12 protein-coding genes are annotated in these 15779 nt (G+C 73.2%); 5 read left to right on the forward strand and 7 right to left on the reverse strand.

Translation table 11 applies throughout. From position 1 onward, the window contains the following. Nucleotides 1-101: 101 nt before the first annotated feature. Both M8316_RS03145 and M8316_RS03150 read left to right on the forward strand, forming a co-directional pair. The gene (locus M8316_RS03145) at nucleotides 102-956 is read left to right on the forward strand and encodes a GntR family transcriptional regulator (RefSeq protein ID WP_250051937.1); all 855 of its coding nucleotides are present in this window, start codon (nucleotides 102-104) and stop codon (nucleotides 954-956) included. Between the two features lie 28 nt (nucleotides 957-984). Continuing rightward, entirely contained in the window at nucleotides 985-1953 is a 969-nt protein-coding gene (locus M8316_RS03150; RefSeq protein ID WP_250051940.1) for a DNA-3-methyladenine glycosylase family protein, read from the forward strand. 25 nt (nucleotides 1954-1978) lie between these two features. On the opposite strand, the gene M8316_RS03155 is transcribed toward M8316_RS03150, so the two are convergent. Then, on the reverse strand, nucleotides 1979-3205 hold the full coding sequence (locus M8316_RS03155; RefSeq protein ID WP_272494643.1) for a phospholipase D-like domain-containing protein: 1227 nt from the start codon (nucleotides 3203-3205) through the stop codon (nucleotides 1979-1981). A gap of 162 nt (nucleotides 3206-3367) precedes the next feature. Between M8316_RS03155 and uvrB the strand changes: the two genes are divergently transcribed. After that, nucleotides 3368-5524 (forward strand): excinuclease ABC subunit UvrB, encoded by a 2157-nt coding sequence (uvrB, locus tag M8316_RS03160; RefSeq protein WP_250051944.1) that lies wholly within the window; start codon nucleotides 3368-3370, stop codon nucleotides 5522-5524. A 163-nt stretch (nucleotides 5525-5687) separates the two neighbouring features. Here the strand turns inward: uvrB and opgC are convergent, their stop codons facing one another. The 5 genes from opgC to M8316_RS03185 are packed head-to-tail and all read right to left on the reverse strand — an operon-like array spanning nucleotide 5688 to nucleotide 12558. After that, on the reverse strand, nucleotides 5688-8330 hold the full coding sequence (opgC, locus tag M8316_RS20950) for an OpgC domain-containing protein (protein ID WP_250051946.1): 2643 nt from the start codon (nucleotides 8328-8330) through the stop codon (nucleotides 5688-5690). Then, a complete protein-coding gene (locus M8316_RS03170) occupies nucleotides 8312-8746 on the reverse strand; it encodes an ATP-binding protein (protein WP_250051948.1) in 435 nt (144 codons plus the stop codon). The genes opgC and M8316_RS03170 overlap by 19 nt, the downstream gene beginning before the upstream one ends. Then, entirely contained in the window at nucleotides 8739-9074 is a 336-nt protein-coding gene (locus M8316_RS03175; protein WP_250051950.1) for an STAS domain-containing protein, read from the reverse strand. Before M8316_RS03175 ends, M8316_RS03170 begins: the two co-directional genes overlap by 8 nt. Next, on the reverse strand, nucleotides 9071-11305 hold the full coding sequence (locus M8316_RS03180; protein WP_250051952.1) for a glycosyltransferase family 2 protein: 2235 nt from the start codon (nucleotides 11303-11305) through the stop codon (nucleotides 9071-9073). The genes M8316_RS03175 and M8316_RS03180 overlap by 4 nt, the downstream gene beginning before the upstream one ends. After that, the gene (locus tag M8316_RS03185) at nucleotides 11302-12558 is read right to left on the reverse strand and encodes a PP2C family protein-serine/threonine phosphatase (RefSeq protein WP_250051954.1); all 1257 of its coding nucleotides are present in this window, start codon (nucleotides 12556-12558) and stop codon (nucleotides 11302-11304) included. Before M8316_RS03185 ends, M8316_RS03180 begins: the two co-directional genes overlap by 4 nt. Before the next feature lie 303 nt (nucleotides 12559-12861). Between M8316_RS03185 and M8316_RS03190 the strand changes: the two genes are divergently transcribed. Next, the gene (locus tag M8316_RS03190; protein ID WP_250051956.1) at nucleotides 12862-13620 is read left to right on the forward strand and encodes a response regulator transcription factor; all 759 of its coding nucleotides are present in this window, start codon (nucleotides 12862-12864) and stop codon (nucleotides 13618-13620) included. An 81-nt stretch (nucleotides 13621-13701) separates the two neighbouring features. Continuing rightward, the gene (locus M8316_RS03195) at nucleotides 13702-15051 is read left to right on the forward strand and encodes an MFS transporter (protein WP_250051958.1); all 1350 of its coding nucleotides are present in this window, start codon (nucleotides 13702-13704) and stop codon (nucleotides 15049-15051) included. Here the strand turns inward: M8316_RS03195 and M8316_RS03200 are convergent. Next, complete coding sequence (locus tag M8316_RS03200; RefSeq protein WP_250051960.1) at nucleotides 15048-15749, reverse strand: DUF1707 SHOCT-like domain-containing protein; 702 nt, start codon at nucleotides 15747-15749, stop codon at nucleotides 15048-15050. The two genes, M8316_RS03195 and M8316_RS03200, sit on opposite strands and share 4 nt — an antisense overlap. Nucleotides 15750-15779: the final 30 nt, after the last annotated feature.

A 15779-nucleotide genomic window follows, 5' to 3' on the forward strand; every position in this document is an offset into this window, starting at 1 on the left:
CGACTTGTCGGGGTCAGACGGCCGGGCCGCTCCATGGCCGTCATCATCCCCTCATCGCGAGTCGTCGGGTGCGGCCGACCGACGACGAGCCGGGAGCTCGGATGACCGCAACGGCAGGCCTCGACCGGACCCACGACCTGCGACGGGTCCAGCACCCGCGCTCGGTGCGGACCTCGGCGCAGCAGCGCGGGCAGCGCCAGAGTGCGTCGCGCCGCGTCTACGACCTGGTCCGCAGCAGCATCCGCCACGGGCTGGCGCCCGCCGGGACGCTCCTGGTCGAGGAGACACTGACCAAGCAGCTGCTCGCCAGCCGACAGGCGGTGCGGGAGGCGCTCCAGTCCCTGACTGCGGACGGCCTGCTCTCGCGTGCCCGCGGGACGGGCACCACCGTGGCCGGGATGATCGGCGTCGTCCCCGCGGACCAGCTGATGTTCCTCGGGCCCGACGAGGCCGACCTGCCCGGCTCGGGCATCGAGGTGCTGGAGCAGCGCCTGCTGCCGTGCCCGCGCTGGCTCGCCCAGCAGCTCGAGGTGGACGCCGGCGACGAGGTGCGGCTGACCGAGCAGCTCGTCCGCGTCGGTGACGAGGCGGTCTGCCTGCGCGTGTCCTACCAGCCGGTCACACGGCTGCCCCAGCGCGTCGTGGGCACGGTGCACGACCTCGCCGACGCGTTCGCGCAGGCCTACGGCGTCCCGATGGCCTCCGTGCAGTCGGCCGTGGAGGCGGTGGCCGCCGACCAGGGCACCGCCGAGCTGCTCGGGCTGGACGCGGGCGCCCCCGTCCTGCTGCGCGAGACCCTCCTGCGCAGCACCGACGGGCTGGTCCGCGAGGTCTCCTTCGCGCGGTACCGCGGGGACCGCGTGTCCCTGCGCCAGTCGAGCTGCCAGTCCAGCTGCCAGTCCAGCTGTCAGTCCAGCTGTCAGTCCAGCTGCCAGTCGAGCTGCTGCGGCGCCTGACGCCGGACACCGGGGTACCGTCCTGGGCGTGCCGACCCACCACGAGACCCGCACCTGGCGGCCACCGCCGCTGGTCGGCGCGAGCGGCGCAGCCGTGCCGTGGCCGGTGCGTCGGGTGCTCGGGCTCCAGCGCCACGGCGGCGGGGACCCCACCTTCCGCGTCGCGGCGGACGAGGCGGTGTGGCGCGGCCTGCGCACACCGCTCGGGCCGGCGACCCTGGTGGTCGCGGCCCGACCGTCCGAGGGCGTCGTGGTCACCGAGGCCTGGGGCCCTGGTGCCACGTGGGCACTGGACTCGGTGCCCGCGCTGCTGGGCAGCGAGGACGACTGGTCGGGCTTCTCCACCGACCACCCGGTGCTCCTGGAGGCCCGCCGGCACCACCCGCACCTGCGCCTGGGGCGCACCGGTCTGGTGATGGAGGCGCTGGTGCCCGCCATCATCGAGCAGAAGGTGACCGGCCAGGAGGCGTTCGCCGGCTTCCGGATGCTGGTGCGACGGTTCGGCGAGCCGGCGCCGGGGCCGCAGGCCGCGGCCCTCGACCTCCACGTGCAGCCCACGCCCGAGACGATCCGCCAGATCCCTTCCTGGGCCTGGCTGAAGATGCACGTCGATCCGCCCCGTTCCAAGGCGATCGTGCGCGCCGCCCGGGTCGCGGACGCCCTCGAGCGCACCATCGGCCTCGACGGCGACGAGGTCGAGCGCAGGATCACCAGCATCCCGGGGATCGGGGAGTGGACGTCCGCCGAGGTGCGACAGCGCGCGCACGGCGACCCCGACGCGGTGAGCTTCGGTGACTACCACGTCGCCAAGGACGTCGGCTGGGCGCTCACGGGCACGCCGTGGGACGACGACCAGCTGCGGGAGTTCCTCGAGCCGTACCGGCCGCAGCGGGGCCGGGTCCCCGCCCTGGTCGCGGCGGCGGGGCTGCACCGGCCGCGGCGAGGAGCACGCATGGCGCCGCGCGGTCACCTGCCGGCGCGCGTCACGCGGTGGTGACCGGGACCGGAGGCGGGGGGAAGGCTCAGAGCAGCGGCCGCAGCGGGCCGAGCACGGCCTCGGTGAACTTGCGGTGCATGTCGCGGGCCTGCCACTCGCCGAGGGTGAGCTCGAGGCTGTTGGAGCAGTCGGTCGCGAAGATCTCCTCCATGGCCTCGGCCAGGGAGCCGTCGACGACCTCGACGTTGATCTCGTAGTTGCCCGAGAGGGAGAGCCGGTCGATGTTCGCGGTGCCCACCGTCGTCCAGGTGCCGTCGATGGTGCAGGTCTTGGCGTGCACCATGGCGCCCACGAACCGGAAGATCCGAACCCCGGAGGCGAGCAGCTGGGCGTAGTAGCCGCGGGAGGCCCAGTCGGCCACGACGTGGTTCGACTTCAGGGGCACGATGATCCGCACGTCCACCCCGCGGGCGGCCGCGTCCTTGAGCGCGTCGACGAAGTCCTGGTCGGGGAGGAAGTAGGCGGTGGTCAGCCAGATCCGCTCGCTGGCCCGGTTGATGGCCTCGAGGTACATGCCGCGGATGGGGAACATCCACAGTCGCGGCACGTTGCGGTGCACGCGCAACCACGTCTCCCACGAGCCGGCGGTCTCGAGCAGCAGCGGGCGCTCGGAGCTGCGGAAGCGCCGGCGTCGGTGGAGGTTCCAGAAGTCGGCGAACGCGCGCTGGAGGTCCCAGACGGCGGGACCCACGATGCGCAGGTGGGTGTCGCGCCACTCGCTGGCGTACTCGTCGCCGACGTTGTAGCCGCCCACGAACGCGGTCTCGGAGTCGACCACGAGGATCTTGCGGTGGTCGCGTCCGTAGCGGCGCAGGTCGAGGAAGCGCAGGCCGGCCGGGTACACGGGGTAGGGCAGCACGTGCACGTTGCTCGGGAAGCGCTTGAACCGGGGGTCGGAGACCAGGTTGGCGAAGCTGTCGTAGATGCAGTAGACCTCGACGCCGCGGTCGGCGGCCGCCACGAGGGCCTCCTTGATCCGCTCGCCCGTGCGATCGGACTTCCAGATGTAGGTCTCGAACAGGATCTGCCGCGTCGCCAACTGGATCGCCTCGACCATCGCGTCGAACACGTCGGCGCCGTAGGTGTAGGTCGTCACGCGGCTCTCCCCGACCTCCACCGACCTCGGGTCGGTCACCGGGAACGGTCGGGAGCGCTTGCCGCGGCGGCGGTAGGCGTCGACCAGCGACAGGGCGGCGGCCAGCGCGAGCTGGAAGCCGACGACGGCCAGCAGGGCGCGGCGCGCCGAGCGCAGGAGCCGCTCGAGGCGGGTGAGAGGGGAGCCCACGACACTCAACGTAGACGACCCGGCCGGGTGGTCACAGCGGTGGTGCGGACGACGGCGCGCCCGGCGTGTCCCTCGTCGCGCCCACCCGGGCGGGGGCGGGCTGTCGGACCTCCACCGTAGGCTCGCCGCATGCGTCCCACCACCGACCTCGAGCGCCGCGTCGCGCCGTTCCACGTCGAGTCCGACTACCAGCCGTCGGGCGACCAGCCGGCGGCCATCGCCGAGATCAGCAAGCGCATCGGCGGCGGCGAGCAGGACGTGGTGCTGCTGGGCGCGACCGGCACGGGCAAGACCGCGACGGTGGCCTGGGTGGCCGAGAAGCTCCAGCGCCCGCTGCTGGTGCTCCAGCCGAACAAGACGCTCGCCGCGCAGTTCGCCAACGAGCTGCGCCAGCTCTACCCGGAGAACGCGGTCGAGTACTTCGTCTCCTACTACGACTACTACCAGCCCGAGGCCTACGTGCCGCAGACGGACACCTACATCGAGAAGGACTCCTCGATCAACGAGGAGGTCGAGCGGCTGCGTCACTCGGCCACCAACTCGCTGCTGACCCGTCGCGACGTGATCGTGGTCAGCACGGTCTCGTGCATCTACGGCCTGGGCACGCCGCAGGAGTACGTCGACCGGATGCTCCGGCTGCGCGTGGGGGAGGAGCACGACCGGGACGCGATCCTGCGGCGCCTGGTGGAGATCCAGTACACCCGCAACGACCTGTCCTTCACCCGCGGCACCTTCCGGGTGCGCGGTGACACCCTCGAGATCTTCCCGGTCTACGAGGAGCACGCGGTGCGGATCGAGTTCTTCGGTGACGAGATCGAGCGGCTGATGACGCTGCACGCGGTCACCGGCGAGGTGATCACCGAGGACTCCGAGCTCTACGTCTTCCCCGCCACCCACTACGTCGCCGGCCCGGAGCGGATGGAGCGGGCGATCGGCGGGATCGAGGCCGAGCTGGCCGACCAGCTGGCCAAGTTCGAGCGCGAGGGCAAGCTGCTCGAGGCCCAGCGGCTGCGCATGCGCACCACCTACGACATCGAGATGATGCGTCAGGTCGGGTCCTGCTCGGGCATCGAGAACTACTCGATGCACATCGACGGCCGCGGACGCGGCTCCGCCCCCAACTGCCTCCTGGACTACTTCCCGGAGGACTTCGTGCTGGTCGTGGACGAGTCCCACGTGACCGTGCCGCAGATCGGCGGCATGTACGAGGGCGACATGTCCCGCAAGCGCAACCTCGTGGACCACGGGTTCCGGTTGCCGTCCGCGATGGACAACCGGCCCCTGCGCTGGGAGGAGTTCCTCGAGCGCATCGGCCAGACGATCTACCTCTCCGCCACCCCGGGCGACTACGAGCTCGACAAGGTCGGTGGCGACAAGCCCCCGCACGTGGTCGAGCAGATCATCCGCCCCACCGGCCTCATCGACCCCGAGGTCGTGGTCAAGCCGACCAAGGGCCAGATCGACGACCTGATCCACGAGATCAAGGTGCGCGCGGAGAAGGACGAACGGGTGCTGGTCACCACGCTGACCAAGAAGATGTCCGAGGACCTGACCGACTACCTGCTGGACGCCGGCATCCGCACCCGGTACCTGCACTCGGAGGTCGACACGCTCAAGCGGATCGAGCTGCTGCGGGACCTGCGGATGGGTGCCTACGACGTGCTCGTCGGCATCAACCTGCTGCGTGAGGGCCTCGACCTGCCCGAGGTGTCACTGGTGAGCATCCTGGACGCCGACAAGGAGGGCTTCCTCCGCTCGGACAAGTCGTTGATTCAGACGATCGGCCGCGCGGCCCGCAACGTCTCGGGCCAGGTGCACATGTACGCGGACAAGATCACCCCCTCGATGGAGCTGGCCATCGAGGAGACCAACCGGCGGCGCACGAAGCAGGTCGCCTACAACACGGAGCACGGGATCGACCCGCAGCCGTTGCGCAAGCGGATCGCCGACATCACCGACATGCTGGCCCGCGAGGACGAGAACACCCAGGCGCTGCTGGAGACCTGGGCGGGCACCGAGGCCAAGGGGCGCGCCGGCAAGGCCGGCCAGAAGGCGGGCGAGGGCAGGACGAAGCAGCCCGTGCCGGCGCTCGGCGAGGCCTCCGGCCAGCACGCCAAGGACCTCGCCGGCATGCCGAGCGCCGAGCTCGCGCAGCTCATCCAGGACCTCACGGACCAGATGAAGACCGCGGCGACCGAGCTGCAGTTCGAGGTCGCCGCCCGCCTGCGCGACGAGATCGGCGACCTCAAGAAGGAGCTCCGCCAGATGATGGAAGCGACGAAGTGAGGAGGAACGCCGACCGAGGAACGAGGTCGAGCGATCCCGACGAGCGAGGAGCATCGCGAGCGCAGCGAGCGTCGGCGACGTGAGCCCAGCCGCTGCAGGACGCGCCCGATCCGCGGCGTGACACGCGCCGCCGGCCGAGGAGGAGCCCCGGCCGGCGGCACGCTCAGTGCGCGGTGGCCCCGGCGGGCGTTCGCCGCCGCGCCAGCACCCAGACGAGGGCCAGCACGACGACGTGCACGAGCAGGCCCTGCCACCAGCTGTCCCGGTCGAGGCCGGGCACGTTGTCGACGGCGATCGCCAGGAACGCCTGCGCCACGACCACGGTGAGCGCGGCGCGCCCCAGCGGCAGGAGCACGGGGCCGAGGACACGCGCGACCGGCGTCCAGCAGGCGGTGAGCACGAGCAGCGCCGCGACCCCGACCAGGGCGAGGTCCACGAGCCGCCCCGGCTGCAGCAGCACGGGGTCGTAGAGGTGGTCGGCCACCCAGGCGTAGGTGCCGTCGGGGAAGGGCCCGGCCACACCGTGACGCTCCTGCAGCCACAGCCAACCGAGGCCGGCGCCGTACACGAGCGCGAGCGCCGCGGCGACGACGCGGATCGGCGCGCCGGCCAGACCGCGTGCCACGTCCTCGCGGTGGTGGGCCAGCACGAGGCCGTGGACGAACGGCAGCTGCCACACGAGCAGCGGGTAGGCGTCGGCGAACTGCGACCCGACCAGGGTGGCGCCGGAGAGGACCCCCAGCACGTAGGCGGTCCACGAGAGTCCGAGCAGCGCCCACCACAGGCGGCGGTGCAGCAGCCACACCAGCACCGGCGTCACGAGGCCGAGGACCACGAACAGGCCCAGCATGGAGACGACCCACGGGCCGAGCTGGAGCAGCAGCAGTCGGCGCACCTCGTCCCCGGGCGGGGGATAGGCGAGCAGGTCGGCTCCGCCGGTGTAGAGGTCGTGGACACGTCCGCCGTCGTCGGTCACGGTCGTGACCGCGTCCGTCCGGACGAACGGGATGCGGGCCAGCAGGTAGACGACGACGGTGGTCCCGAGCGCGGCCGCGTAGATGCGCGCCGCACGACGCCACGTGGTCACGGCGGCGGCCCACTCCCCGAGCCGGGCGATCGTCGGCGCGGTGACGAGGCCGAGCGCGAGGCCGGAGACGAGGACGAACAGCTCCGGGCCGCTGATGGCGAGCAGCGCGGTGTCGGTGACGGCGGTGAACGGGCCCGCCACCTCGACCTGCACGACGACCAGCGCCACGAGGAGGAGCCCGCGCAGCAGGTCCAGCCGGGCGTCGCGGACGATCCCGGCGGTCTTGGTGACGGGGCCGCCGGGGGATACCGGCTCGTCCTCTGCGCCGTCGACCCCGGTGGGCAGCCGGTAGGCCCACCCCGGCCGCACCCGCGCCACCCACGAGGCCACCAGGAGCAGCAGCGCGAGGACGAGGGCGCACAGCGCGATCCAGCCCAGCTCGTCGTCGGTGGTCTCCGGCTCGGGCAGGCGGGTGGTGGCCGCGGCCTCGTTGGCCCCGGCCTGGTCGAGCACCGTGGTGACGGGGCCGATGTCCGCACCGGAGCGGCGCAGCGACACGCGCAGGTCGTCGGCCAGCGCGGGGCGACGGGTGGCGCGCCAGTCGACGACGGCGTCGGCGACCTCGGCCTCGGTCCGGCGCTGCTCCAGCCAGCTGATCGCCTTGATCCGCGGGTGGTCGGTCAACGAGCCCAGCACCTGGTCCCACCAGGTGCTCTTGATGTCGTACTCGTTGTCGCCCTCGGCGTCGGGCTCCCAGAGAGCTCCGGTCTCCACGATCATCGGGAGCCGGCGGTCCACGGCGTAGCGCTGGTAGAAGGTCTGGCGGGTGCCGGCGTCGGCCGCGTAGCCGTACCGGTCGTCGAGACGCTGCTCGAACGCCTTGCGGGCGGGCTGCACGTTGGGCTCGAAGCCCTCGCCGAGCCCGGCCTGGGTGCCACCGGTGGCAGGGTCGAGGTCGTTGTCGACGCGCTGCTGGTCGACGCCGAAGTGGTAGAGGGTCAGCCCGACCCAGTCGACGTACTGCTCGCCGGGCCAGTAGGGGCCGTAGGGGTCGTCCGCGGCGTCCACCACGCCGTCGCCGGTCGTGTCCAGGCCGGTGGCGGTCGCGTCCCGGCTGGGGGCGACGTCGCCGTAGGCCGCGCCGTAGGGGTAGCCGGCGCCGTAGACGGGGGACCAGACCATGGACACGACCGGGAGGGTGCCGCGGGCGGTCTCGCGGTCGTCCCCGACGGCCGTGGCCAGCGAGCGGAACGCCTGCACGTACCCGCCGGGCTGCTGGCCCCACAGCGTCCAGGAGCCGTTCATCTCGGGGCCGAAGCGCACGAGCCAGCGGGTGCCGCGGGTGCGGTGCAGCTCGTGCAGCTCGTCGGCGAGGAGCTGGGCGTCGTCCTCGGTGAGGTCGCGCAGGGCCACGGTCGGCTCCACGTCGAGGACGGCGACGGCCCCCTGGCCGGAGGCCTGCTCGGCGAACTGGCCGAGGTAGGTGACGTCGTCGTCGGTGAGCGGGTAGTCGACCCGCTGCGCGTACAGCGACGGGGTCGCCCCCAGCCGCTCGGCGTAGTCGGCGGCGGAGTCGCTGCCCCACTCCAGGCCGGGCCCGAACCAGGCGTGGCCGGAGGCCGGCATCGCCGGCGGGTCCGTGGGCACGGAGGCCTCACGGTCCGACGCCGAGGTGATCCGGAGGGCGACGTAGGCGACGACCAGGGCGAGCACGAGGACGACGACGAGAATGCCGGCCGCCCGGCCGAGCCGACGCCGCGTCAGGAGGTGATGCGGCACGTGAGCGTCCAGGTGTTGCGCGTCTCGGTGCGCGCGTAGGAGAGCTCGTCCACGGAGGCCAGGGCGATCGGCAGGCCACGGCCGGACTCGGCTTCGGCGTCCGGCATGCTGAGGTCGCTGAGGTCCACGGCGGCCGCCTGGCCGTCGTCCTCGACCACCGCGCGCAGGCGCTCGTGGTCGACGTCCAGCGCGAGGGTCAGCGAGTGGTCCGGGGCGGAGCCCTCCTCGGAGACGTGGGCATAGGCGTGCTCGACGACGTTGCCGACGACCTCGGTGACGGCCAGCTCGAGGCGGAAGCGGTCGCCCGCCGGCGTCCAGGGAGCCTCGTCCCAGACCTCGGCCAGGAGGGCCCCGACCTCGTCGACGGTCTCGGGCACGGCGGGCAGGCGCACGGAGCGGGTGACGGCGTCAGTCACGGAAGGCCTCCTCCACGCTGGGGCGGGCGCGCAGCACCCGGTCCATGTTGGTGAGCTGCAGGACGGCCATCACCGGCTCGGTCACGGCGGCCAGCCGCAGGTCGCCACCGGCCTGGCGGGCGGTCTTGAGGCCCGCGATGATGGCGCCGAGGCCTGAGGAGTCCATGAACTCGGTGGCCGAGAGGTCCACGACCACCCGGGTGCTGCCGGCGGCGACCAGGTCGGCGAGGAGCTCGCGCATCCGGCGCGCGGCCACCATGGTCAGCCGCCCGTGCGGCCGGACCACGCCGACGCCGTCGGCGAGGGTCTCCACGTCGATGTCGATCATCGTCTGTCTCCTGTGTCGTGCTCGTGGACCTGCTCAGCGGTCCCGGTCGGGGGGTGGCTCCGGTCGAGGCCGGTGCCGGTGGGAGTGGTCGCGGGGGTGGTGGGCGACGGGGCGGGGGTCTCCCGCGGTCGTACCGAGAGCGCGATGCGCGTCTCGACGTCCAGCGGCGCCCCCGCACCGACGGGCACGGGGACGGGGCGGGGCGGCGCGGCCGCCGGCTCCTCGGTCTCGGGGCGGTAGCGCACGGCCTGGAGGATCACGGAGAAGATCAGCAGGTCGAACAGGACCCAGCCGATGTTCACGAGCGCACCGAGCGCGGTGGCCTGGCCGACGGCCAGCCGGACCAGGCCGATGACGGCCGCCGAGACGAGCAGCCCCATCGCCCACAGCTGGGGGCGCACGAGGTCCCAGCGGTTGCCCTGGTCCTCGCGCCGGGTCTTGGGCGTGACCGCGAAGTCGAGGCTGCGCCCCAGGAACACGTTGCCGAACGCCGAGGTGAACGACTTGATCCAGACCGGGAACAGCGCCAGCGAGTACTGCTGGCCGCGCCAGGTGGGTCTGCCGTTGGCCACCACCGCGAACAACAGCTGGTTGAGGACGAGGAACGGCACCAGCCGCAGGAAGAAGTCCACGCTGAACGCCTGGACTGGCAGCACCCCGAAGACCAGGTAGACGATCGGGGCCGCGATGTAGACGAGCGCGGCGAAGCCGGACAGGTAGCTCCACATCGTCGCGAAGTACATGAGCCGCTGCGTCCAGGTGAGCCGCGGCTGGGTCAGCGGGTTCTCGCGGAACATCACCTGCACGGTGCCCTGGGCCCAGCGCAGCCGCTGCGTGAGCATGGTCGGCAGGTCCTCGGGCGCGAGGCCGTGCGCCAGCACCTCGTCGTGGTAGGCGCTGCGCCACCCCATGCCGTGCAGCCGCATGCAGGTGGCCATGTCCTCGGTGACCGAGATCGTCGCCAGGGGCATGATCGGCTGGGCCTCGCCCGAGCGGCCGACGTCGACGGCGGCGACGAGCGCCTCCACGCCCTGGACGGCCCCGAGCGGCGACCAGTCACGCGCCGCGAGGGCGTCCAGCGCGTCCGGCATCGCGTACGGGTCCTCGGGCAGCACGGTGAGGCCGGCCGCCTCCTGCGCCCCGTCCTGCGCCCCGTCCTGCACCAGCGCGTCGAGAGCGGGCGCGCTCGCGTCGTCCAGTCCGGCCTCCAGCTCCGCGATGATGGCGAGGTCGGCCTGGAGCGCCTCGAGGTCGGCGGCGACCAGGGAGCGGCGCACGGCGGCGACGCGCTGCTGGAAGCGGTAGGTGACGTCGAACAGCGCCTCGCCGCGGTCCAGGGCGCGCTGGGCGCGGCCGACGTCGTGGAGCACCTCGGCCAGGGCACCGCGGACCTGGTGGTCGTCGGGGCCGGTGGACTCCATCGCGTGCCGCAGCACCGTGCGCGCGGTGCGCAGGGCGCGGTGCACGCCCTCCTCCACCTCGGCCGCGTAGCGGGCGATGCCCAGCTGCATGAGCGCCTCGCGCCGGATGACGGCGTTGGAGCCGCAGAAGAACGCGGCGTTCCAGCCGTCCTTGCCCTGCTGGATGGGGCCGTAGAACAGCGGGGCCTGGCTGCCGAGCGGGTCGCGGGCCGGCACGTTCTTGAACCACTGGGGCGTCTGCACGAGCGCCATCTGCTCGTCGTTGAAGTACCCGAGCGTGCGGTCCAGGATCTCCGGGAGCGGGACCTGGTCGGCGTCGAGGATGAGCAGGAACTCGCCCTCGGTGCTCAGCAGCGCGTTGTTGAGGTTGCCGGCCTTGGCGTGCCGGGGCATGCCGATCCAGTCCGAGGAGCGAGTGATCCAGCCGATGCCCGCCGCCTCGGCGGCGGCGCGCATCTCCGGGCGGTTGCCGTCGTCGAGGATCCAGGTGCTGTGCGGGTAGGTGATGTCGCGGGCCGCCAGCGCGGTCTCCATCACCATCTCGACGGGCTCGTTGTAGGTGGTGATGAAGACGTCGACGGTGCGGCCCGGCGGGGGCGGAACGGGCTCGCCGCGTTCACGCAACCGCCACATCGTCAGCCCGAAGAGCAGCGAGTCGATCAGGCTGTAGGTCTCCGCCAGCACCAGGGGCACGGCGATCCACCACGCGTCCCAGGCGACGGAGAAGAGCCACCGCCAGACGACGTAGTTGATCCCGAGGAGCGCCACCAGCACCACGATGACGCGGATGGCGAGCAGCCTGCGGGTCATGCGGCCCCGTCGCGGAACGCCACGAGCACCGTGACGTCGTCGAGCGGCGTGAGGCGGCGGGTGAGCTCCTCGACGGCGGCCAGGAACCCGGCGGCGTCGGGGGCGTCCAGCACCAGCTGCCCGATCTCGTCGCTCCAGCGCACCGGGTCCTGGAGGAGGTCCAGGAGGCCGTCGCTGAACAGGAGCAGGCGGTCACCCGGCTCGATGGTCTCGGTGTGCTCGGTCCAGCTGTCCTCGCCCAGTGCCCCGACCGGGCGGTCGTGGCTGCCGAGCCGCTGCACCGTGCCGTCGGCGCGCACCAGCAGGGACAGCCCGCTGCCGGCGTCCACGTAGCGCAGGTAGCCGTCCTCGAGGTCCAGCGCGCACTCGAGGAGGGTGACGAAGGACGCGCTGCGGTCGAGGTCGGCCTGCACGGTGCGGGCCACGCGGGTGGTGGTCACGCCGAGGTCGACGCCGGCGGTGACGGCGTCGTGGGTCGAGCGGACCGCGGCGCGGACGGTCGCGCTGAGCAGGGCGGCCCCCGTGCCCTTGCCCATCACGTCGGCCAGCGTGAGGTGGACGGTGCCCCGCGTCTCCTCGTGGTCGAAGAAGTCCCCACCGACCGCCAGCGACGGCAGGCAGGAACCCCGGACGTCCCAGCCCCGGGCCACGAGGGGCCCGCGGGGGAGCAGCGAGGTCTGCACGAAGCGCGCCTGGCGGGACTCCCCCGAGGAGACGAGCTCCTGCTCCGCCCACGCGGCGAGGTCCTCGAGCGCGTCGACGGCCTCGCCCTCCAACGTCCGCGGCGTGGAGTCGTACAGGGCGAACATCCCCACCACGTTGCCCTGGGGGTCGCGCAGCGGCCGGCCCGCGTAGAAGCGGATGCCGAACTGCTGGAACGCCGGGTGCTCACGCAGCTCGCGGTCGGCCGCGAGGTCCTCGACCACCAGCGTGCGGCCCATCGCGTGCGCCTGCGTGCACAGCGCCTGCTCGCGCGGGACCTCCCGGAAGTCGAAGCCGTAGGCCCCCGGGAACGTGGCCCGGTCGCCGTCCAGCACGGTCAGCGACACCTGGGGCACGCCCAGCGCGAGGTGCGCGAGGCGGGCGATGCGGTCGAAGCGTTCGACGCCGCCGTCCAGACGCAGGCCCAGGCTCTGGACCGCGCGCTGGCGCCGGTCCTCGCGCGCCTCCTCCGGGGAGGCCGACGACGACACGGGCGTCGTCGCCGGCGGGGCGGGGGTCGCGGGCGCGCGACGGGTCTGGGTGTCTGTCATCCGGGGGGTCACCAGTTCGTTCTCGGGGGCGGGATGTCGCTGCGTGGGGCGCTGGATGGTGCTGGGGGCTGGGTGCTGGGGGCTGGGTGCTGGGGGCTGGGGGTGGCGCGGCCACTGGTGTGGACCACTGGGTCAAGCCAACCACGTCTCGCCTCCTCGTGGGGGCGACACAGCAGAACTCAGCGGTCCGATGCACCTGGGGTACGTTGCTCAACGGTCCGATGCGCCTGGGGGTACGGTGTCAGGGCGCGTTGACCGCTTCACGAGCCCCTCCGGGTCCGGGCGCGCGACGAGGAGATGGACGTGTCGAGTACCCGGGTGGTCGTCGTGGAGGACGAGCCGGACACCCAGTCGTTGATCGCGCTGGTCCTGGAGGGCCAGGGGCACGAGGTCCTGGTGGCCGACACCGGCACCGAGGGCCTGCGGTTGATCGAGGAGCACGCTCCCGACCTCGTCACGCTGGACCTGAACCTGCCCGACATGGACGGCACCGAGGTGTGCCGCCAGGTCCGCGCGGGGCACCGGGCGATGGTGCTCATGATCACGGCCCGCCAGGACGACGTGGCCGACCTGGTCGACGAGGACGGCGGCGCCCACGACTACCTGTCCAAGCCCGTCCAGGTGAAGGAGCTGCGCGCCCGGGCGGCCGCCCTCGTGGCGAGGCTCACCTCGGACGAGGCGGCGGACCAGCCCGGGGACGGGGCCGCGGACGGGACCCCTGCCGAGCCCGGCACGGGCAGCCGCGTGGTGGAGCTGGGCGGCGACCTGGTCGTCGACCCCGTCGAGGGACGCGCCCGCCTGGGCGGTGCCAGCCTCCCGCTCACGCCGGTCGAGGTCAGCGTCCTGGGCGCGCTCGCCCAGCGACCGGACGAGACGTGGAGCCGGCAGGAGCTGGCCGCGGCCGTGTGGTCGGGGGAGTTCGTGGAGTCGGACTACCTGGTCGACGTCGCGGTGGGCGGCATCCGCACGAAGCTGCGCCGGGCCGGTTCCCGGGCGCGCTGGATCGACGCCGTCGACGGCTCGTCCTACGTGCTGCGCCGCCAGCCCGCCGCCGGCGCCTGAGGGAGACCCGCGCCACCCCGGTGCCGGTCGGCCCCCGGCCCGCCTCGCGGGACGCCGCGTGCGGGGGAGCAGGATGATCCGGTGAGCTCCGCCGCCGTCGTCCCGCCCGCCGACCCGGCCCCGCTGCGTCGTGCCCTGCTCGTGTGGGGCATCGGGCTCGCGGTCTACCTGCTGGCGATCTTCCACCGCACGTCCCTGGCCGTGGCCGGCCTGGAGGCGACCGACCGGTTCGGCATCACCGCCAGCCAGCTGGCGACGTTCACCATGCTCCAGCTGCTGGTCTACGCGGGCATGCAGGTGCCGGTGGGCCTGCTGGTGGACCGGTTCGGCCCCCGGGCCGTGATGCTCACGGGCGTCGTGGTCCTCTCCGCAGCGCAGGTGGGCTTCGCGCTCGCCGAGTCCTACGGGGTGGCGCTGGTGGCACGCACCTTCGTCGGCATGGGTGACGCCATGACGTGGATCTGCCTCCTGCGGCTGGTCAACCGCTGGTTCGGGCCACGCCGGGTGCCCGTGGCCACGCAGCTGTCCGGCGTGATCGGCCAGCTGGGTGCCATCGCGGCTGCGGCCCCGATGACCTGGGCCCTCGGGACGGTCGGCTGGACGACGGCCTACCTGGTGACCGCCTCGCTCGGCCTGCTGGTCGGGCTCGGGGTGCTCCTCGGCGTCCGCGACTCACCGGCCGCGCGGACGGTGCGGGGCGACGCCCTCTCGCTGGGGCGCGTCCGCTCCCTGCTGGCCTCCGCGTGGTCCCACCCCGGCACCCGGCTGGGCTTCTGGTCGCACTTCGTCACCCAGTTCTCGGCCACCACGATGGCGCTGCTGTGGGGGTACCCGTTCTTCGTCCAGGGCGAGCACCGGACCCCGGCACAGGCGAACCTGCTGCTCACGCTGATCGTGGTGGCCTTCATGTACTCGGGGCCGGTCCTGGGCCGCCTCGTCGCCCGGCACCCGTGGCACCGCTCCTCGATGGTCCTGGTCATCGTCTCGGCCATCGTCACCGTCTGGACCGCCGTCCTGCTGTGGCCGGGCGACGCCCCGCTGTGGCTGCTGGTGCTGCTCACGCAGGTCGTCGGCGTGGGCGGGCCCGCGTCCCTCATCGGCTTCGACCTGGCCCGCACCTCCAACCCGGGGGAGCGGCAGGGCTCCGCGTCCGGCCTGGTCAACCAGGGCGGGTTCGTGGCGAGCCTGGTGCTGGTGTCGGCGATCGGTCTCATCCTCGACTGGCGGACCCCCGCCGGCTCCACCGACTACGACGCCTCGGCGTTCCGCTGGGCCATGAGCTTCCAGTACGTGCTGTGGGGCCTGGGCCTCACGCAGGTCTACCGGCTGCGGCGGAGGACACGCCGCTACCTCACCGACCTCGCGCTGCGCGGCGGTGTGGAGGGGAACGCCGTGCCGGGGGCCCAGGAACGGGCCCAGGACCGGGGCTAGCGCCGCCCGTCGGGGCCGCGGCCCTGCTGTCGTCGCCCGTCGAGGCGCTCGTTCACGCGGCGCAGCACGTCCGCCTCGAGCGCGCGGGCGGCCTCGCCCGCCTTCCGCTTGGCGGCGTCCCGCGCCGCGCGCAGAGTCTCCTCGCCACTCGGCGCCCGGGTCCGGCTGCGGGCCAGCTCCTTGGCCCGGCGGCGCTCCAGCTTCTCCCGCTCGGAGGCCACGATCTCGTCGCGCGTGAGGAGCACGCGGAGCAGGTTGGCGAGGGTCGCGGCCATGACGATCAGCGGCCACGGGAAGGAGGCGTGCCCGTCGCTGGCCAGGTAGACCGCGCCCCAGATGGCCCAGGTGATCAAGGAGGGCGCCAGGACGCCCACCAGCGCCGAGGACCGCTGCCGCCGCCACGCGCGCTCGGCCTCCGCCTGGATCTCGGAGCGGGTGCCGGGGGCCAGCGTCGGCACCGGCACGGCGCGGGCGTCGGGCACGAGGTCGAGCAGGAGCGAGGCCAGGTCGCCCAGGGTGCGGGCCGTCTGGGCCACCTCGACCCGCTCGGCGCGCTCGACGGTGTCCAGGCGCCCCTCCGCGTAGGCCTCGTCCAGGAGGCTGCACGTCACCGCGCGGTCGTGGTCCGCGGCGCGCAGGTGCGCGTGCGCGGGGTCGCGCGGGTCCAGCGCGAAGGAGGACCAGACGAAGGCGTCCACGCGACCAGCGTAACGGCCTGACGGGCAGCT

It is taken from the genome of Nocardioides bruguierae, assembly GCF_023554635.1.
GTDB classification, from domain to species: domain Bacteria; phylum Actinomycetota; class Actinomycetes; order Propionibacteriales; family Nocardioidaceae; genus Nocardioides; species Nocardioides bruguierae.